Annotated in this window: 17 protein-coding genes; 14 read left to right on the top strand and 3 right to left on the bottom strand. The window is 69.3% G+C overall.

Annotation, left to right across the window (positions count from 1 at the left end):
- Both KCQ71_RS26605 and KCQ71_RS26600 read right to left on the bottom strand, forming a co-directional pair.
- Positions 1-226: alpha/beta fold hydrolase (locus KCQ71_RS26605; protein WP_223407363.1), on the bottom strand; the 226-nt coding region annotated here is incomplete at its 3' end.
- Between the two features lie 39 nt (positions 227-265).
- Complete coding sequence (locus KCQ71_RS26600) at positions 266-1,396, bottom strand: protein kinase domain-containing protein (protein WP_223411699.1); 1,131 nt, start codon at positions 1,394-1,396, stop codon at positions 266-268.
- Positions 1,397-1,615: 219 nt separating this feature from the next.
- Between KCQ71_RS26600 and KCQ71_RS26595 the strand changes: the two genes are divergently transcribed.
- From KCQ71_RS26595 to KCQ71_RS26550, 10 genes are all read left to right on the top strand, one after another.
- Positions 1,616-4,348 (top strand): ATP-binding protein, encoded by a 2,733-nt coding sequence (locus tag KCQ71_RS26595; protein ID WP_223411698.1) that lies wholly within the window; start codon positions 1,616-1,618, stop codon positions 4,346-4,348.
- Positions 4,349-4,497: 149 nt separating this feature from the next.
- Positions 4,498-5,148 carry an NAD(P)H-binding protein gene (locus KCQ71_RS26590; RefSeq protein ID WP_223411697.1) on the top strand — a complete coding sequence of 217 codons (651 nt, stop codon included), beginning with the start codon at positions 4,498-4,500 and terminating at the stop codon, positions 5,146-5,148.
- 137 nt (positions 5,149-5,285) lie between these two features.
- Positions 5,286-6,494, top strand: a complete 1,209-nt coding sequence (locus KCQ71_RS26585; protein ID WP_223411696.1) for an ATP-binding protein — start codon at positions 5,286-5,288, stop codon at positions 6,492-6,494.
- Positions 6,491-7,813: a tetratricopeptide repeat protein gene (locus KCQ71_RS26580; protein WP_223411695.1), complete on the top strand. Its 1,323-nt coding sequence runs from the start codon at positions 6,491-6,493 to the stop codon at positions 7,811-7,813. The genes KCQ71_RS26585 and KCQ71_RS26580 overlap by 4 nt, the downstream gene beginning before the upstream one ends.
- On the top strand, positions 7,810-9,555 hold the full coding sequence (locus KCQ71_RS26575; protein ID WP_223411694.1) for a tetratricopeptide repeat protein: 1,746 nt from the start codon (positions 7,810-7,812) through the stop codon (positions 9,553-9,555). Before KCQ71_RS26580 ends, KCQ71_RS26575 begins: the two co-directional genes overlap by 4 nt.
- Positions 9,556-10,506: 951 nt before the next feature.
- Entirely contained in the window at positions 10,507-11,505 is a 999-nt protein-coding gene (locus tag KCQ71_RS26570) for a sensor histidine kinase (protein ID WP_223411693.1), read from the top strand.
- A complete protein-coding gene (locus KCQ71_RS26565) occupies positions 11,502-12,164 on the top strand; it encodes a response regulator transcription factor (protein ID WP_223411692.1) in 663 nt (220 codons plus the stop codon). The genes KCQ71_RS26570 and KCQ71_RS26565 overlap by 4 nt, the downstream gene beginning before the upstream one ends.
- Entirely contained in the window at positions 12,148-12,960 is an 813-nt protein-coding gene (locus tag KCQ71_RS26560) for a hypothetical protein (RefSeq protein WP_223411691.1), read from the top strand. Before KCQ71_RS26565 ends, KCQ71_RS26560 begins: the two co-directional genes overlap by 17 nt.
- Positions 12,957-14,495, top strand: coding sequence for a hypothetical protein (locus KCQ71_RS26555; RefSeq protein WP_223411690.1), 1,539 nt, complete (start codon positions 12,957-12,959; stop codon positions 14,493-14,495). Before KCQ71_RS26560 ends, KCQ71_RS26555 begins: the two co-directional genes overlap by 4 nt.
- A gap of 8 nt (positions 14,496-14,503) precedes the next feature.
- Positions 14,504-15,142 (top strand): ABC transporter ATP-binding protein, encoded by a 639-nt coding sequence (locus tag KCQ71_RS26550; protein ID WP_223411689.1) that lies wholly within the window; start codon positions 14,504-14,506, stop codon positions 15,140-15,142.
- Between the two features lie 293 nt (positions 15,143-15,435).
- Here the strand turns inward: KCQ71_RS26550 and KCQ71_RS27965 are convergent, their stop codons facing one another.
- Positions 15,436-15,642 carry an amidohydrolase family protein gene (locus KCQ71_RS27965; protein ID WP_372454128.1) on the bottom strand — a complete coding sequence of 69 codons (207 nt, stop codon included), beginning with the start codon at positions 15,640-15,642 and terminating at the stop codon, positions 15,436-15,438.
- A 510-nt stretch (positions 15,643-16,152) separates the two neighbouring features.
- Between KCQ71_RS27965 and KCQ71_RS26545 the strand changes: the two genes are divergently transcribed.
- From KCQ71_RS26545 to KCQ71_RS26530, 4 genes are read left to right on the top strand one after another with little or no spacing between them, the layout of a single operon-like run.
- Entirely contained in the window at positions 16,153-16,662 is a 510-nt protein-coding gene (locus KCQ71_RS26545; protein ID WP_223411688.1) for a hypothetical protein, read from the top strand.
- A complete protein-coding gene (locus KCQ71_RS26540) occupies positions 16,659-17,735 on the top strand; it encodes a peptidoglycan-binding domain-containing protein (protein ID WP_223411687.1) in 1,077 nt (358 codons plus the stop codon). Before KCQ71_RS26545 ends, KCQ71_RS26540 begins: the two co-directional genes overlap by 4 nt.
- Positions 17,720-18,382, top strand: coding sequence for an ABC transporter ATP-binding protein (locus tag KCQ71_RS26535; protein WP_223411686.1), 663 nt, complete (start codon positions 17,720-17,722; stop codon positions 18,380-18,382). Before KCQ71_RS26540 ends, KCQ71_RS26535 begins: the two co-directional genes overlap by 16 nt.
- Positions 18,369-19,427, top strand: coding sequence for an FtsX-like permease family protein (locus tag KCQ71_RS26530; RefSeq protein ID WP_223411685.1), 1,059 nt, complete (start codon positions 18,369-18,371; stop codon positions 19,425-19,427). Before KCQ71_RS26535 ends, KCQ71_RS26530 begins: the two co-directional genes overlap by 14 nt.
- Positions 19,428-19,550 lie beyond the last annotated feature (123 nt).

Raw genomic sequence — 19,550 nt, 5'->3', positions numbered from 1 at the left:
TGTCGTAGTCATAGCCGACCCCGGCACTGGACGACCGGCCGAAGCCGCGACGGTCGTAGGTGATGACGCGGTAGCCGGCGGTCAGCAGGTCCCGTGTCTGGCGCTCCCAGCTGTGCCCGTTGAGCGGGTACCCATGAATCAGGACGACGGGCTGGCCCGCACCCTGATCTTCGTAGTACAACTCGATCGGTGTGCTGTTCTCTGTCCCGACGCTGATGTATCCCATGGTCTTCCTTCCTTGGTGAGCCCAGTGCGAGCCGTTCGCCTAGGCGGATCGTGTGGTGGCCTTCTTCTCGTCACGGGCTGGTGGAGAAGGTGAGTGGCCCGTGCGCGATGCGGTGGAGCCCCTCGACGTCGTCGTGGCGTGCCCGAGCAGGGGGAACGGGACCACGTTGTCGGTGGCGGCGCAGCCATCCGCACGGTTCAGGCCCTTCGCCGCGGACTGGAGCGCCTCACTGAACGATCGAGCGCTCTGGAACCGGTCGTTCCGGTCTTTGGCCAGTGCCGTGACGAGCACCGTGTCGAGCGACGGAGTGACCTCGGTGCGGTAGGCGCTGGCTCGTCGGGGGTCCTCGTGCACGTGCTGGTAGGCGAGGACAACCGGGTTGTCACCGACGAACGGCGGCCGTCCGGTCAACAGCTCGTAGAGGAGACAGCCCGCGGAGTACAGGTCGCTCCGGGCGTCGGCGATCTCACCGCGCACTTGTTCGGGAGAGAGGTACTGAGCGGTTCCGAGGAGCGCGTGGGGCTGAGTTGCCGTGGCGCCGGGATCACCACCGACACGTGCGATCCCGAAGTCCACGATCTTGGTTCCGCCGTCGGGCGTGACCATGACGTTGGCGGGCTTGATGTCGCGATGGACAACGCCGGCGCGATGGCTGAACTCCAGCGCCGACAGGACCTCGACCTGATGCTGGATCGACTGCTCCAGCGTGAGCGCGCCCTCGCGGAGGCGGGCCCGCAGCGACTGGCCGGCGACGTATTCCATGACGATGAACGGAACGCTCGGCTCGTCCGCCCGGCTGTCGTCGACGTGCTCACCGACGTCGTGAACCGAGACGATGCCGGGGTGGTGGAGGCCGGCGACCGTTTGTGCTTCCCGCCGGAGCCTGCCTCTGAACAGCGGGTCGCGGGCCAGCTCTCCGCGGAGCACCTTGACCGCGACCCAGCGCTCAAGGCAGATGTCACGAGCCAGGTGGACAATGGCCATGCCGCCCCGGCCCAGGACGTCGCGGAGTTCATAGCGTCCGCCAAGCACGCGATCCGTGCTCATGAGGTCTCCTGCCTTCTGATGGTCGGTGCGTACTGGAGAGGGGTGCGATGTCGGATGGTTCGTCTGGTCCGGAGGCCCCGCTCCGGGCCGCCGGACTTGCGTCCATCCGCCCGGATGCGCCAATGTCCGGATGCCCGGGTCGTGGCGACGTCGTCAGCCTCGCAGCGGCGGACGAGCCCTCGCGTCGGTGACAACCACGTAGGTATTCACCCCTTGGCGCCACCCGAGAACCTCGGAGCTGACAGGTTGCTAGCCCGGCACTAGGCATTCCGCATCAGGGACCACTACGGTGGCGGCTACCTACTCTGGGGCTTTTGACGGGAGCACACGCTGGTGGATCTCGTGGGCAGGCGCTCCGAGCGTGAAGCGGTCGAGAAGTTCCTCTCCCTGGCTCGGTCCGGTCGCAGCGGCGCTGTTGTGGTCCGCGGGGAAGCCGGGATCGGGAAGACCGCCGTGCTGGAGCACGCTCGGCAGACGGCGCTCGCCTCAGGCTTCCGGGTGGAGCTTTCGGTCGGCGCCGAGTCCGAGACGCAGTTCGCGTTCGCCGGGCTGCACCAGTTGTGTGCTCCCCTGCTCGATCGCACCGGCGCGCTGCCCGAGCCGCAACGGGCCGCGCTCGGAGTGGCGTTCGGGCTCCACGGCGGCGCCGCGCCGGACCGGTTCTTGGTCGGGCTGGCGACGCTCCATCTGTTGGCCGAGGTCGCCGAGGAGGAGCCACTGCTGTGTCTGGTCGACGACGCGCAGTGGCTGGACGAGGCATCTGCGCAGGTCCTGGCCTTCGTGGCTCGGCGGGTGGGGGCCGAACAGTTGGCGCTGGTGTTCGGGTTGCGCGACTCCGACGACGGCGACCGCCTTCCGTTCGCCGGCTTGCCGGAGCTACGTCTGGAGCGGCTCAGCGAGCCCGACGCCCGTGCGTTGCTCAGCACTGCGGTTCACACACCGCTGGACGAGCGGGTCCGCGACCGGATCATCGCCGAGGCGGACGGCAACCCGCTGGCATTGCTGGAGCTGCCCCGCAACGCACGGCCGACACATCTCGCGGGTGGGTTCGAGCTACCCGGCACGCTGAGCGTCCCGCGCCGCTTGGAGGAGAGCTTCCGACGGCGGTCGGCCACCCTGCCGCCGCCGACGCAGCTGCTGCTGCTGGTCGCCGCGTCCGAGCCGACGGGCGACGTGGCGCTGCTGTGGCGCGCCGCCGCCCACCTGGAGCTCGCTCGCGAGGTCGCGGCGCCCGCGGAGGTCGCCGGGCTGCTGGAGATCGACTCCCGGGTGAGGTTCCGCCACCCGCTGGTGCGCTCCGCGGTGTACCAGGCAGCCACGCCGCCGGACCGTCGCCGTGCCCACGGCGCGCTGGCTGCCGCCACCGACCCACAGGCCGACCCGGATCGCCGTGCCTGGCACCGCGCGCAGGCCGTACTGGGCACCGACGAGCACGCCGCCGCGGACCTGGCGCGCTCTGCTGGGCGGGCGCGCAGCCGCGGCGGTCTGGCCGCCGCGGCCGCGTTCCTGCAGCACGCAACCGAGATGACCCCCGAGCCCGCCACTCGAGCGAGGCGGGCGCTGGAAGCCGCACACGCCAAGCACGACGCCGGCGCATTCGACACCGCACTGGAACTCCTGGCCGTCGCGGCCACCGGACCCCTGGAAGCCCTGCCACGCGCCCGCCTCGAACTGCTCCGCGCCCAGATCGCGTTCCACCTGACGCGAGGCAGCGACATGCCGGGGATGCTGCTCGACGCCGCCAAGACACTCGCCCCACTGGACCCGCCGCTGGCCCGCGAAACCTACCTACACGCGCTCGATGCGGCGGTCCACGCTGGTCACCTGGCCCGCGGCTGTGGGTTACCCGAGGCGGCCGAGGCTGCCATCGATGCGCCCCCGTCGCCGACGCCGCCCCGGCCTGTTGATCTGCTGTTGGACGGGCTGGCCACGAGGTTCACGCAAGGGTTCGAGGCGAGCGTTCCCACCCTGCAGCGGTCACTGGAGACGCTCCTTGACCACGAGTCCAGAGTCGAGGACGACGACCGCCGCTGGCTGTGGCTGGCCTCCCATGTCGCGGCGATGCTGTGGGATGACGAGGCCCTCTACACACTGGCCACCAGCGCCGTCCGGCTCGCCCGCGACGCCGGCTCGCTGTCCACACTCCCCGCCGCACTCAACGCCGTCGCCTCGATACTCGTCATCACTGGTGAACTCACCCGTGCCACCGAGCTGGCCGCCGAGGAGGCCGCAATCACGCAGGCAACGGGGGCCCCGCCCTTGCCGAACGCCCGGCTCATGCTGGCTGCCTGGCGTGGCCAACAGCCCGAGACGTTGGAACTCTACGCAACCATGGTCAAGGAGGCGACGGAGCGGGGTGAGGGCTCGACGGTCAGCCTGGCCCAGGCCACGCTGGCAGCGCTGCACAACGGCTTGGGCAACTACGACGACGCCCTCGCCGCCGCGACACCACCGTGCGAGCACGACGATTTGGCGTACAGCAGCCTGGCCCTTCCCGAGCTCGTCGAAGCGGCAGCCCGCGCTGGTGAGCCGGAACGTGCAGCAGCCGCGCTGGAGCAGCTCACATCCCGGGCCAGCGCCAGCGGGACGGACTTCGCGCTCGGGCTGGCCGCGCGCTCGCGTGCGCTGACCACTACCGGTCCCGCCGCCGAGGAGCACTACCGCGAGGCGATCGTGCGTCTCACCAACTGCCGGTGGGCCGTGTACCTCGCCCGCACCCACCTCGTCTACGGCGAGTGGCTACGCCGCGAGGGCCGCCGCCAGGACGCCCGCGAGCAGCTCCGCACCGCCCACCGGCTGCTGTCTAACATGGGCATCGAGGCGTTCGCCGCGCGCGCCGCCCGCGAGCTCCGCGCGACGGGCGAGCACCCACGCGCACGAACCACCCATCCGACGGACGAGCTCACCACCCAGGAGCTGCAGGTCGCACGGCTGGTGGCCACCGGAGCAACCTCCCGTGAGGTCGGCGCGCAACTGTTCCTCAGCCCACGGACCATCGAGGCCCACTTGCGCAACATCTTCCGCAAGCTCGGCATCACCTCACGCCGCGAACTCAAAGCGCTTCAGTTTGCTTGACCGGACCGGCGTGGCTCCGGCAAAGATCGGTAGCTTCTACCGACGCGAAGGCCGGACCGCGGCGGCCACCCTGGCACGGTGTACCTGTACTCCCACACTCACCCCTGTCGAGCAGCTCTGCCGTCGACGACCCGGCTGGCCGCGAAACGATGAAGGTCTTCATCATTGGCGTCAGTGGGGCCGTCGGTCGACTGCTGGCGGGGAACCTGATCGACAGGGGCGACGATGTCGCCGGACTGGTACGTCGTGACGAGCAGCGAGCACAGCTCTCCGACCGGGGAGTCGAGGCTCACGTGGCGGAGCTCGCGGACCTGACTGCCGACTCGCTTGCCCCCATGCTCACCGGGGCGGACGTCGTCGTCTACACCGCCGGGTCGAACGGCGGTACGAGGAAGGTCACGGCCGCCATCGACGGCGAGGGCGTGGTGAAGGCTCTCGAGGCGGCACGACTCGCTGGTGTGAGTCGCTTCGCGCTGGTGTCCGTGCTGCCCGAGGCCGGGCGCGGGCACGACCTCGGCGAGGACGTGGAGTTCTACTTCGCGGTGAAGAAGCTGATCGACGTCACGGTCAGCACGAGCGACCAGGACTGGCTGATCCTTCGGCCATCCCTGCTCGTCGACCGCGAGGGGATCGGGACGATATCGCTCGGTCCGGCGCAGCCGCACGACGAGATCTCACGTCAGGACGTGGCCGCCACGCTGGCGGAACTGCTCCACGAGCCCCGGATCCGCAAGCGGATCCTCGAACTCACCCAGGGCCCGACGCCGATCGCTTGGGCGGTGCTGGCGAACGTTCCGTGACTGGGCTCCCTGGAAACACGACGTCGCGGCGCGGCCGGGTTCCTGCGCCGCGAGATGCCGACACGTGGATCTCAGCGTCGAGGCGTGGCGAGGCGCTGCGATACTGACCCCGCCCGCACGGCCAGAAGGAGCAGCAGATGGCACATGACGACTTCCTCGAGGTGATCGAGAGCGAGGTGAGGCGAGACCCGCAGAACTTCGCGTTGCTGGAGGACTTCATCACCCTGCTGCTACAGGCCGACCCGGATCGCGCCGCGACCGAGCTGGCCACGTTCGAAGCCGGCGGGGGCGATCGAACCCGCGTGCAGGTCCTGCGGGCGCGGCTCATGGCGGCTCGGCTTCGCGGGGGCGCAGCAGCGCCCCCGAGCGAACCCGTGGCCCCCGCGCCGGCTCCCATCCTCACCCCGTCCGCGGCCGACCTGGACGGCGTCGACGACGAGGACGACGACGCACCGATGCCGGGCCTGTGGGACGCCGAACGTCCGGCCGTGACGCTGGCCGACGTCGCCGGCCTGGCCGAGGTCAAGCAACACCTCGACTCCACGTTCCTCGCCCCGCTGCGAGACCCGGAGATGGCGGCGGCCTTCGGGCAGAAGCCGGGCGGCTCGCTTCTGATGTACGGCCCGCCCGGATGCGGCAAGACGTTCATCGCCCGGGCGATCGCCGGTGACCTGGGGGCGTCGTTCATCCACGTCACGCTGGCTGACCTGATCAGTAAGTACATCGGAGACAGCGAGAAGGCGATCCGCAGCGTGTTCCGCCACGCGCGCGCCGCCGCACCCTGCGTGATCTTCCTCGACGAGTTCGACGCGCTCGGCGGGCGGCGGAGCTCCGGCGGCGGCGGCTCCCAGTCGATGCGGATGATCGTGACCCAGCTCCTCGAGGAGCTCGACGGCGTCTCGAGCGCCAACGACGGCGTGTACTTCCTGGCCGCGACGAACCGACCCTGGGACATCGACCCCGCCCTGCGCCGCCCCGGCCGCATCGACAAGACCGTGCTGGTGCTGCCGCCCGACGGCGTGGCGCGCGCCGCGATCCTCCAGGGCGACCTCGAGGGCAAGCCGGCCGACGGCGTCGACGTGATCCGGGTGGCCGCGGCGACCGAGGGATTCTCCGGCGCCGACATCGCCCACGTGGTGAAGGTCGCGCTGCAGCAGGCGCTCACCGCGTCGATGGCGGCGGGCTCGGTCGTGCCGGTGACGACACAGACGCTGCTCGCCGCCGCGGGCGCCGTCACGCCGTCGACGACGTCGTGGTTCGACCAGGTCGCGCCGGTGCTGGAGTACGGCGCGGACGACGGCACGTTCGACCAGCTGCGCGCCTACCGCGTGAAGCGCGGCCTGTGAACGGTGCAGTGGGCCCAGTCGGGCCGGACGACGGCCCCGGCGAGCGGGACGTCGACCTGGTCGAGCGGGACGACGACCTCGCGTGGGAACTCTTCGACGTCCAGCCGACGCACCCCGAGGTCGGGCGGATCGCGACGCGTGTGCTCGCTCAGGAGCCGTGGCGCAACGAGACGCGGCGGCTGCTCGCGATGCACCGCATGGCATGCGGCGAACTCGACGAGGCCCGCGAGATCCTGCTGGCCGTGATCGGTGCTCGCGACAGCGTGTTCGTCGACGCGGCTGAGGCGCTCTACGAGCTCGAGAAGTACGCGAGCAACTACGACGAGGCACGCCGGTGGGCCGAGACCGCCGTCCGGGCGGGCCCGGAGTCCTGGGCGAATCAGATGCGCCTGGGTGCTGCGACAGCCATGGCAGGCGACCCGGAACTTGGTTGGCACCTGCTCGACGACGCCGTCGCGCGGTGCGCCCGCACCGACCCCGACGAGCTGACCAGCGCGCTCGCCGAACGGACGATCGCACACTTCGAGAGCGTCGCCCCGGCAGAGCGCGTCATCCCGGCGGCCGAGGAGGCGGTGCGCGCCGATCCTTCGAACGAGTACGTCAGCACCGCACTCGTCTGGGCACACGTGCACGCGGGCCGCTACGACGACGCCGAGGACGTGTCGCTGGGCTTGCTGCGCCTGGACCCGACCAACGCGCCTGCGCGCAACGCGGTCTCGATGATCCGCATGATGCGCACGAAGGCCAAGGAACAAGGCATCACGTTCGCCGAGATTCACGAGTCCGGGATGGTCCGCCTGGCCTGGACCGAGCGGCGCGAACGGATGCTCGGGATCGACCTGCCGGCCGCGTTGACCGCTCTCGACGACGTGCTGCCGGACGAGCTGCGCGCCGCGCTACGGCCAGGGCTCGGGGACGCGGCCAGGGGATCCTCGATGGGTGATCAGGAGCTCACCGCCTGGCACGACGGCCAGGAGCCCGGCACCGGCGCGCTGTGGCGCGACGGCGGCGGCTTCCGGCTGCTGTCGAGCGCGGAGATCGCGGCGCTGGACGAGGCGATCGAGGCAGACCCCGGTGCCTATCCCGAGTGGAAGCACGAAAGGCTGGCCGACGACTACGCCCAGGTGATGACCGACGACCACGGCGGCTACCTCGTCGCGACGTACCGCGGGGTCATCGTCCGGAGGTCGGGCGCCGACGACGTACTGGTCTCCCCGACCCTGGCCGACTGTTTCTGGGACCGGGTGGCGGCGTTCGGCGGGCGCGACCCGCGCCCCGTGCCGAGGAACATCGACGACCCTGAGGCAGACGTGCAGTGACCCCCTTCGACCTCGACCGTCCGGCGGCCGACGACGCCGCCGCCGATCCCGTGGAGCGGAACCTGGACCTCGCGTGGGAGCTCCTGTCCGCACAGCCCACCCATCCGAAGATCGCCCAGCTCGCGCTGCAGGTGCTCGCGGCGCAGCCGGAGCGGAGCAGCGCGGCGCTGTTGCTCGGTAGCCACCGCGAGGCCTGCGGCGATGCCGACGAGGCGCGGCGGCTGTACCGCCAGGTGGCGGGTCGCGCCGACAGTCAGTTCATCAACGCGGCTCGCGCGCTGCGGCACCTGGCGTTCGCCGAACACGACCATCCCGAGGCGCTGAGCTGGGCGCGAACCGTGCTCCGCGTGGATCAGGAGGGGTGGGATGACTGGATCGAGCTCGGGTACGCCCAGGCGCTCTCCGGAGAGTACGACGGCGGGTGGCACCAGCTCGACGAGGCGGTCGCCATGTCCGCTCGCACCGCGCCGGACGACCTCCGGAAGGCGCTCGGGAAGCGCGCGGTCTACCTGTTCGGGACCTTCGCACCACCCGAGGTGTTCGTCCCCGCGGCCGAGGAGGCCATCCGGGCCGACGCGGCGAACCCGACGATCGCGCTCATGCTCGGCTGGGCCTACCTGGTGCAGTACCGGTTCGCCGATGCCGAAGAGTTGGCCCTGCGACTGCTGCGCGAGGATCCGACGGACGGCCAGCTGCAGAACCTGGTGGAGACCGCCCGCACGATGCGGCGGATCGTGGATGACGCTGACGCGGAGGACGTCACCCTGGAGGACATCCGTCGCGCGGGCGTGATCGAGATGGCGTGGCAGCTGCTCCGCGACCGGATCCTTGGCACCGACCTCGCATCCGCGCTGGCGGCATTGGACAAGGTGATGCCGGAGGACCTGCGCGCCACGTTGCGGCCGGCGGCTACGCCCTCCGAGGAGGAGGCCAAGGACATCGGCGCGATGGCGGCCGAGGATCTGGTGGCCTGGCACGACGGCCAACGACCCGGATCAGGCGCCACCTGGGGGCTGCCCGAAACGTTCCGGCTCATGTCGGCAGCCGAGATGCTCGCCATGGACGCCGCGATCGAGGCGGACCCGGCAGCGCACCCGGACTGGCCGCAGAACGATGCAAGGGAACCGGTGCTGACCGACGACGCCGGGGCGTACCTGGTCGTCGTCGCGTTCGGCAAGCTGGTCGCGCGACGCCCCGGGCACCCCGACGAGCCCGTCGCGGAGTCGATGGCCGACTGGATCTGGGACCGGGCCGCGTCGTTCGGCGGGCGCGACCCGCGCCCAGCGCCGAGGAGGGCGGACGACCCGGCAGGCTCGCTCAAACCCAGCCCGGAAGTACTGGCCGAGCTGGACCGCCTCAACGAGGCCTGCCGGGCCGCACCGGGTGACATGGAACCCCAGATCAAGCTCTGGACGGGGGTCGTGCGGCTCGACCAGTGGGTGTGCATCAACCGCGGTACTCCCGAGGAGCCGCGCCCCTACGCTCTCGCGGCCGAGACCGGATCGATGCTGGCCATCTTCAGCAGCGCGACACGCGCGAAGGCCGCGGCGCACGCCGGCGGCCTCGTGCCCGAGGGCGCCCCGGTCCCGTTGTTCGTCGTCCCGCTGCCTGCGGCCATCGACTGGGCGATGTCATTCGGCGAGCGGGGCGTCGTCGGGGTGACCGTCGACTACCCACAGCTCGGCGCATGGTGCCCGCTGCCCAACCTGGCCCGCCTGAAGCAGATGCGCGACCCGTCGTAGGAGATATGCAGGCTGTTCTCCGGACAGGCGGCCCTCGACGAAGGACTCGGTTCCCAGCGGGAAGCCGGGCCAGTGGCGGAGACGTTGGGAGTCTCAGCCGCAACGCTCTGAACTGGGGCGACACTCGTCACGAGTGGCGCGTGTCACCTCGGTGGCGGTTCGGGAGACCACGGCGGTTGCCTCCGCTCGCTGCACATGCTGATGCGGTCCGCGTCCACCCCTTTCGTGCACGGCAACGGCCGGTCCACCCATTTGCTCGCCGACCCGGTACGAACTGGCCGCCCAAAGCGACAGCGAGCCGCCGTGTTCGACTGGAACCTCGACAAGCCTCGGTACATCGACTCCCTGCGCCGATTCGACGACCACCGTGATCCCGCGGAACTCACCACCGTGACCGCCCAGACAGTTCGGCCGGAGGGCTGATCGCCGACTTGCACGATGTGCCGGTTCGAACGCGGAGGAGATTTCACGGCAGCCGGTACGTTGCGTGGATGTCCAATCACTCGAACGGGTGATCGCGAACCATCCTGGGGGAGGTGGTCGGGGATGGCCTCGGACCGCCATGATCGAGCCATGAGCGATGGCGGCGGGGGCGGACGTGCTTCGCGAGCCAGTTCGCTGCCTGGCGCGCATCGTGAACCGGCCGCTCTCGCCGGCGCGGCGGCGAGGTGGCCGACGCGGGCGTGGACGTGGCTGTCTGCGGACCCGATGCGGGTCTTGGGATGGGTGATCGTCGTAGTCGTCCCGGTGGTGACGGCGATGTGGGTGTGGACGGACACGATCGCTCCCTGCACCTACGGCGCGTTCGGGCCGATGTGCCACCCGGATCCGGCGGCACCCGTCAGTCCCCTGTCGATCGCACCGACCCTGATCGCCCAACTCGACGCGGGCGTCTACTTGCAGGCGGGCCGGGTTTGGGCGCTCGCCGGCATCGCATCCGGGGCTCTGGCGATGGTGCTGGCCGCCGCTCGCCTCAGCCGCTGGTCGATTGTGCTGGCGGCGGCACCACTGTTGAGCGCGATCGTGTTCGGGAGCCTGATGATGACCTCCCTCGTCGCCCTCGCGGCGGTGGCGTGGATCCTGGCACCCCGTGACCCCTTGAGATCGATCGCGGCCGGGGGGCTGGCCATCGCCGTCGTCTGGGGTCTGCTACCCATCTCGACCCTCTTCGCCGGCCCCGGCGGCGCAGGACGCGGTGGCGATCTGCGGTCCTTGCTGATCCTGACGGCAGCAATCGTCATCGGCTGGGTGGGCATCTCCATCATTGCCGCCGGTTGGCGCGTGGCCGTCCGCTTGCGTGAGGCTCGGGCCATCAGAAGGCATGCGATCCAGGTGGAGATCCGCGCTAGCGAACGGGCACGGCTCGCCCGCGACCTGCACGACGTCGTCGCTCACCATGTCTCGCTGGTCGCGGTCCGCGCGGAGTCGGCTCCGTACACCCACCCCGCAATAGATCCAGTTGCGCGCGAGGTGCTGGCTGACATCGCGACGGACGCCCGCGCAGCGATGGGTGAGTTGCGCCAGGTGCTCGCGGTGCTGCAGCGCTCCGAGGATGTTGTCGAGCTCGCCCCGCAACCGACAGTTGCGGACATCGACATCCTCGTCGCCGATGCGCGTGCCGCCGGACAGGTGGTCGAGGTCAAAGGCCAATGGGGGCCTGTGACGGCGGCGGCCGGCTATGTGCTCTACCGGGCAACCCAGGAAGCTCTGACCAACGCCCGCCGACACGCGTCCGCGGCGCCGGTGACGCTCCGGCGCGATCGACGTGGAGACGTGCTCGGGCTCACCGTGACCAACCCGGTCGATCCGCTGGCCGACGCCGGCGCACCAGGTCGCGGCCTGATCGGGATGCGGGAGCGGGTTGAATCCCTCGGCGGAAGCCTCGACACCCAGACGGCGGACGGCACCTTCACCCTGCGCGTCATCATCCCCGTGGACAGCGACTCATGACCACAGACGCACCCAACCCCACGAGTGTCGTCGTCGCCGACGACCAGCCGGTCGTCCTCGCCGGGCTTGCCGCGATGATCGACTCCGCCCTGGACCTTGCCGTGGTCGCCACCGCCAGCGACGGCGAGGCACTACTCAGCGAGGTGGCACGCCATCGCCCGGATGTCGCCGTCGTGGATGTGCGGATGCCACGCCTGGACGGGATCGGTGCGACCCGGCGGATCTGCCGCGAGTACCCGGACACGCACGTGCTCATCCTGACCACGTTCGACCTCGACGAGTACGTCTACGACGCACTGCTAGCCGGCGCGAGCGGGTTCCTGCTCAAGGACGTCACCGCTCCCCGGCTGATCGAGGCGGTCCGCATGATCGCGGACGGGTCCATGCTGCTCGGCCCGACGGCGACGCGACGCCTGGTCCACGAGGTCGCCGCGCGCAGCGCGACCGCACCCCACCCAGGCATGAACGACCTCAGCGACCGGGAGCGCGAGGTACTCCTCGCCGTCGCCCGCGGCCTTTCCAACGCCGAGATCGCCGCCGAACTCACCGTCTCGGAGAACACCGTGAAGACACACATCTCCCAAGTCCTGCGCAAACTCGATGCGCGCAGCCGGGTCCAACTCGTCATCGCGGCCTACGACCATGGCCTGGTCAGGTAGCGGGGTGGGCGACGCGGGCACACTCCGCCGGCTCGTGATCACGGACCTGCGCCGGTCCGCGCGACGCCCGCAACTGCTCGCCATGGCGGCGCTGCTCGTCGTTGTTCCGCCGATCTCCGGGATCCTGGCACTACCCGGGTACGCGTTCGACCACTGGATGTCGTACTTCACGGTGATGTCCGATTCGATCGGGCTGATCTTCCCGCTGGTGGTGGCGCTGCTGACCCAACTGCGCCTGCAGGACGAGTGGTCCAACACGTGGGCGCTCACCACCCGCACCAGAACGGGAGCCCGGGCCTACTTCGCGTCCCGGGTGCTCGTCTCGGCAGTGCTCGCGGCTGGCGTGTTCGGAGTACAGACGATCGTGTGCTTCGCCGTCGCCCGCGCGACCTACACCGATCACGGCTACGGCGTCCCGCTCGCCGGCCAGATCGAGGGGCGCTTCCCGTTCTCCCAGCTCTGGGCCGTCTCCCCCGCGTTGTATGTGTTGGTGTTCTGCCTGTGGGTGGCGTTCGTCGCGGGGACCGTGGCGGCTTGGTGCACCCTGCTTACGGCGGTGATCGGGAACAAGTTCGTGGCCCTCGCCGCTCCGTTGGTGCTGTGGTTCATGGCGAACTTCGGCCTCGCTGTGCTGAGACTCGAAGCCTTCTCGTTGCCGCCGTTCCGGTTCCACATCACCCAGCAGCCGATCTGGACCGAACTGGCGGGCTGGGCCGCGATTGCGGTGGTGACCGCCGGGCTCTCCGTGTTTGTCGATCGCCGCGATTACCAGACTCCCGGGATCGTCCGGACATGACGGGGGTGATCGAGGCGCGGGCCGGGGCAACCGCCGTTGTGCGCGCGCCCCGGGCCATGCCGCCGCTGTTGGGGGTGGTCTACATCGCGGGTGCGGTCGGCTTCTCCAGTTTCGAGCGCTCGGCGCTGGTCGAGCTCGCCGAGAGCGGCGGCACGACCCCGACGTACTGGGACCTGGTCATGGGTACGTCCGGGTCCGGATACCTCCTGTGCTACTGGGTGCTGCCGATCGCGACCTGGTGCATGCTGCGGCAGATCCGGAACAACGCTCGGCCCGAGGTCCTCATCCGGTATGCGACCAGGACCGACTGGGCGACGGCACAGGGACGGCTGGCGCTGCCGTGGATCGCCGTCCTCGCTGCGATCCCAGTCGGGCTGGGACTCCTCGCCGGGGCCGGGTATCCCGTTTCGTGGGGGTGGGGGTCGGCCGCCTCGGGTCGCGTACTCGAGGAACTGCCGGCGCTCACCTCTTCGGTGCCGGTGCCCGGGTTGGCCCTCGCGCTACAGGTCGTCACCACCGGCGCGACCCTGGCGGCTCTGACGATCATCTGCGCGGCGGTCGCCGCCATGGTTGACAGGCCGCGCGCTGCGGTCGGGGCAGCTCTGGCCCTACTGCTGTGGGGGATCGTCTCGTTTAGGACGAACGGGTGGGTCCCCACGTTCTTGGGTCCTCCGACCTACGCGTTGCCCGTACTTGCTGCGGTACGTGGCGTCCCGTTCGGCCCGTGGGGTGCGCTGGTGATCTTGGCCGCCGTCGGAGCCTTGAGCCACCGGCTGGCGCGGCGCCTCGAGGTGCGCTGGACCCGTCTCGGCGACGTCCCGGCCGGTCCGGTGGTGCTCATGAGTGGGGCGCTCGTGCTGATCGGGCTGGTCGGCATGCTCCCCACTGACGACGGTGATTACGGCAGTCTCACGTTGATGCTGTTGCAAGGCGTCGGCACCGACGGCGTCTCTCTCCTGCCGTACCTGGCGAACACGATCCTGGTGCTCGTCCCTGCCATCGCGCTCCATCGTGACCTGGTCGCCGCGCTCACGGGCCGGCACTACGCGGAGATGGTCCGCCTCGCCAGCCCTTCGCGCTGGTACGGCCGGCACCTGCGGGCCGCGGCGCTCCTGTGCACCGGGTACGGCCTCGCGATGGCTGCCGTCGCGGTCGTGGCCGTGTTCGTCCGGCTGCGCGAACCCGTGACTGCAGACGTCCTGATTCTCGCCGGGTACTGGGGGCTGGCGCTGGCCGCGCAGTGTCTCGTCGTGGCCGTGATTCTCGCCCTCGGAACGGTGCTGGCCCGACGAGTGGAGGGCGGTGCGTACGCCCTCGCGGGTGCGCTGGTGCTGGCCTGGCCGTTGGGTGCCATCTCTCGCTGGACCCCCACCGGGCAGGCGTCCCTGGCCCGCGCCACCGACCTGTCGAACCCGACCAGCCCGACTATCCAAAGCCTGCATCCTCAGCCGCTGCTCGTCCTAATCGCGTGGCTGATCCTGCTCACCGCGACGACTCTGCTCCTGTTCAACCGCACTCGCGGAGAGATCCACTAGGAGGAACCATGCCCGTGATATCGCTGCGCGGCGTCGAGAAGTCCTACAACCGACGCGCCCTGTTCACCGACGTCGACCTCGACGTCGCGCCCGGCACCGCCGTCGGGATCCAGGGCGAGAACGGCTCAGGCAAGTCTGTCCTGCTCAAGATCATCACCCAGTTCGTGCGGCCGGACGCCGGCACCGCGCGGATCGACGACGCCTACCTCTCCCCGAACCGGGTGTTCCCTCAAGGGTTCGGCGTCCTCATCGACCGCCCCGGTTACATCCCGAGCCAGACTGGCCTGGAGAACCTCCTCGCGCTGGCCGGGATCCGCAAGGTGGTGGACGAGCGCAAGGTTCGGGACACCATGACCCTGCTCGGCCTAGATCCGGGCCTACCGCAGAAGGCACGCCACTACTCCCTCGGCATGAAGCAACGGCTCGGACTGGCCCAGGCGATCATGGAGGACCAACCTGTCCTCATCCTCGATGAGCCCTTCAATGGCCTCGACGAGGACACCGTGGTCGAGTTCAGGCAACTGTTCCGGACGATGGTCGATGACGGGCGAACGCTGATCATGACGAGCCACCAACAGGACGACATCGACGCCATCTGCGACCACCCTCACCGGCTCCGTAGAGGGCGGCTCGAGCGCAACGCGTGACCCGCGGGGTCGGGGTTCAGGATGGTTTGCTCCGATACCAACGAAAAACACCGGTTCCTCTGGGAAACCGAGGCTCGTGGCGGAGACAGTGGGACTCTCATCTGCAGCGCTCCGACCTGCACACACATCCCGGCGAAATGTGCGATGTCACCTCCGTGGCAGTTGGCGACGCCATCGATCTGGGTAGAACGAAAGTGGGCGTGGCCGCATAGCCCTCTCCACGATTCGATGGAACCACACAGAGACTGACAGCGGGCGATTCACCGGGCCGGGGCCTGATCGCGTCAGAGAGGCTAGGAGCCGGCGTAGATTCGGCCGGCCGCACCCCCAACTACCTGGTCAATCTCGGTGGGACTCAGCTCTGACAGATAGGACTGAAGCACTCCGATGGAGCCGTCGTAGCCCTCCTGGCACAGATCGACGATGGGCCAGTTGCTCCCGTACAAGAGCCGATGAGGTCCAAAAGCACCCATGACGTGGTCGACGACCTGAGCACCCACGGTTCTCTGCTAATGTGACCTAGATCATACCCAGGGGAAATGGGGAAAGATGTCAACGACGACGACTCGACCGAAGGTACGCCGCTACTTGACGATTGCCTTTATTGGCGCACTACTAGGGGCGGGCGGTATGGCCGCCACGGCCACACCAGCCGAGGCAGCGATGCCAAATTGCAACGTCCTTGTCTACCAGCCGCTTGATACCGGCAGTGGAGCGTGGTTTAGCTCCACCAACGCATGCGGCTCCTCATACCCGCAGGCAGCTACTCAGCAGTCGGGGTTGGAGCGGAGCACGGGAGCTATCGCTGGGTACTCGGTCCGCAAGACCTCATCTGGAACTACGACTTTGCAGTCCCCCGGTACGGTCTCCTCCTGTCCTGCCTCCGGCAGTTACCGGACAGTCGGGTGGGAAAGTGACATCTTCACGAACGTCGAAGAGACCCGCTCGGCATACGTATGTCTGACGTGCTGAGGCGGCCTCCGATCAGGTCCCACCTTGTAGCCATTGCATTGCTGCTCACCCTCGCCGCCTGCTCCTCGGCCGCTCCCGAGGCCCAGGAACCCGCTGGTCTGGCGTATGAGGGTGGCTCGATCTCCGAAGCGGAGTATGTCGCGCTTGTGTCCGCCGTTCGCCAGTGCATGGTGGACAAGGGCTACGACGTCGATCCGGTCGAAATGCGCGATGACGACCTCACCTACGGATTCAGCATCGGCGGTGGGCAGGTGGGTGACACGTCCTCGGGTCAGGATCTGGCTGCGTGCGAGCAGCCACTGAACTTCGCTGACGCGGAAATCGCGTTTCAGGAGCAGAATGTCCTGACCGGCGCAGAGCGTGAGCAGGTGATGGCGGAGTTCATCACCTGTCTGGATGATGCCGGCGTGCCGGGAATCACGGAGCAGGACTCGCTCGAGGAGATCACTCAGCGGATGGTCGAGTTGGAGGAGTCTGGCGGTGATGTCCAGCCCGCGATGGCATGCACCAATCAGTATGCGTCGCGTATCTTCGGTGCGGGCCGGTGAGCAGGCGCCGCGGTGGTCTCTCGCTTCTGGTGGTGGCACTGGCCGTCATCGGTGCGGTGGCGGCTTCCTGGTTCCTGACACGCGATGCCGGTGACGCGCTCTCGGCGCTGGATCCTGAGCCCGTGCCGGTGCTTGCCCCGGTGGAGTCGGTAGCGATCGACTACTCGGCTGATGCGATGTTGACGGCGGAGCTCACCGATGGCGCCGACCTCATGGCCACAGGCCTCTCAGGGACGGTAACGGCCGTTGTGATCACCGCCGGATCCCCAGTGAGCAGCGGGCAAGTGCTCTACCGGGTGGACGGAGTTCCCGTGGTCGCGTACTCCGGCGACGTCGTGCTGTATCGCCCCCTGAGTTCGGGCGCCCGCGGCGCCGACGTCAGCTTGGCGCAGCGGTTGCTGAGCGAGCTGGTGCCGGAGGTCAACCTGGACGCCGACGGCGTCTACGGTGCGTCGACCGCCGCTGCGGTCCGTGCCTACGAACGGACCTGGGGCGCCTCCCCGACCGGGACGTTCCAGCCTGAGTGGTTCCTCTACCTACCCTCTGACGACTTCGATGTCGCGGCCGTCACAATCCGACCGGGTGCCCCGGCCCCCGCCACTGGTGAACCCGTCGCCAGCGGCGCGACCACGCTGGAGGGCGCCCTGATCACCAGCGCCACCGCCGGACCTGCAGGATCGTACGAGTTCCTGGTGCAGGGTCAAGCGATCCCGATCCAACTCGCAGACGACGGGACCTGGACCATCACGGACCTGCAGGCGGCAACGGACCTAGCGCTCGCCCAGGCGGTCGACGGAACCGACACGGTCAGTCTCAACGGTAGGACCCGGCTCGTCGACGGCGAACCCGGCCAGGCGGTACCCGCGGCATCGGTCGTGTCCGACTCCGAGGGCGCCACCTGCATCGCGATCGCCACGCCCGAGTCCACGAGCGATGCCACACTCGAGCCGGTCAACGTGGTCGGGTCGAGCATCGACGGCCGAGCCCAGATCATGGCCACCCTCGACGAGGGCGCCCTAGTGCTCGTCAACCCGGTCCAGATGCTCGGGAACCTCACGTGTCCGTCGAACTGAAGGGCATCACCGTCCACTACCCCGGTGCGCCGACCCCGGTCCTAGACGGTTACGACCTGTTCGTCCCCTCTCGCACCTCAACCGCGCTCATGGGGCCCTCCGGCGCCGGCAAGTCCACGGCGCTAGCGGTCGCTGGCCTACTGCTGCGCCCCGGCGCGGGTGAGGTCCTCATCGACGGCCGGCTGCGGACCGTCGAGGACGCACCGACGGCGCTCGGCGGGGAAATCGCATGGATCCTGCAGAGCGTGAACCTGTTGCCCCGTCGCAGCGCCCTGGACAACGTCGTGCTGCCCGCACTTGCACGCGGCCGCCGTCGAAGCGAGGTGGAGGACCATGCAACCGAGCTGCTACATGAGGTCGGCATCACCGACCCGCACCAGCCGGCCAGAACTCTGTCCGGTGGCCAGGCGCAGCGCGTCGGTGTCGCCAGGGCGCTCCTCGGTGCCCCGACCGTACTGATCGCCGACGAACCCACGGCCAATCTCGATCTCACGACCGGCAGGCAGATCGCTGAGCTGATCCTGCGGCTGTCGAGTGCCGCGACCGTGCTGATGGCAACCCACGACCCACAGGTAGCCGCGATGGCGGACCACACCGCGGTGATCACGCAACCCGCCGAAACAGGGGGCGCTCGTGTGGCGCCCTGACCAGCTGCTCGGCGAGGCGAGGCGCAACCTCGGGCCAGCACATCTCGGCCTCGGGATCCTGCTCACCGCGGTACTGACCGGTGTCCTCGGTTACACCGTCATCGCTGCCCAGCAGGCCCTGCAGCAGGAGCAGGACCGCCACGCCGCCGGGTCACACGTCTGGATCGCTACCCCCGTGGAGGCCGAACGGCCGCTCGACGGCGCCGCCTGCACCAACCTGGGCGGCTGGCCCGGGGTCGCCGCCACGGGTGGTGTGGCGGCCTCGGCCAATGAGCCCGTCTACGCGTTCGCCGGCGGCCGCAGCCCAGTCCCGCTAGTGGGCCTGACGCCAGGCGCTCTGCAGGTCTTCGCACCCGCCGCACCCGCCGGCACGGTCACACTAGGCGCCGACCTGTACGCCCTCGGCTCCGCCGCACCGAACCAGTGGCTCCTCGACTCCGGTGGCAACAGGGCACTGCGCCCAACAATCGTGATCACGTCCGCACCGGTGGGGCTGCTCACCTCCTCCGTCACCACCACAGTCCTTGCCGATACCCCGATCAGCGCCTGCTGGATCCGCATGCAACCCGGCGCTGTCCAATCGGGCGCCGATGTATTGGGCTTCGCCTACCCCAGCGACCGCGCATTCATCGCCCCGTTCCTCGGCGATGCCGCCGGAGTACTCACCCCGCTACAACAATGGCGCGCAGCGATGAGCGTTCAACCGTGGGCCCTAGGCGCCGCGATCATCGCCCTCGCAGTGTTACTACTGACCTGGACCCGCCGTGCAGAGATCGCCGTCTACCGCACCTTCGGCACCAGCCGCGCCAGTGTCGCCGCAATCATCGCCGGCGAACTGGCCATGATCGCTATCCCGGCCGCCGCAGCCGCGATCCTCCTACTCGCCATCACCACCGCCGCACGTTGGGGCGAACTCCCCAACCAGGTCCTCGCCATCGCCCTCACCCAAGCAGTTGCCGCCACCGTCACAGGCCTGGCCGTCTCGACCGCGGCAGCCTTGCTATTCACCCGAGGCGACATCACACAAGCACTCCGAGACCGCTAGGGCGTGTCTCCTAAAGGTTGGGGGTGTTCGTTGAGAGTCTGTTCTGGTGTCGCGAACTGCCGTGCTGTCAGATGTTCAGTGGGACCTGATTGAGCCGTTGATGCCGTCCTCGGATGGCCGCCA

Origin of the sequence: Occultella gossypii (genome assembly GCF_019947135.1) — a bacterium.
In the GTDB taxonomy this organism is placed as follows: Bacteria; Actinomycetota; Actinomycetes; order Actinomycetales; family Beutenbergiaceae; genus Occultella; species Occultella gossypii.
Note: the sequence above shows the minus strand (reverse complement) of the source record. Positions and strands in the feature narration are given on the sequence as shown.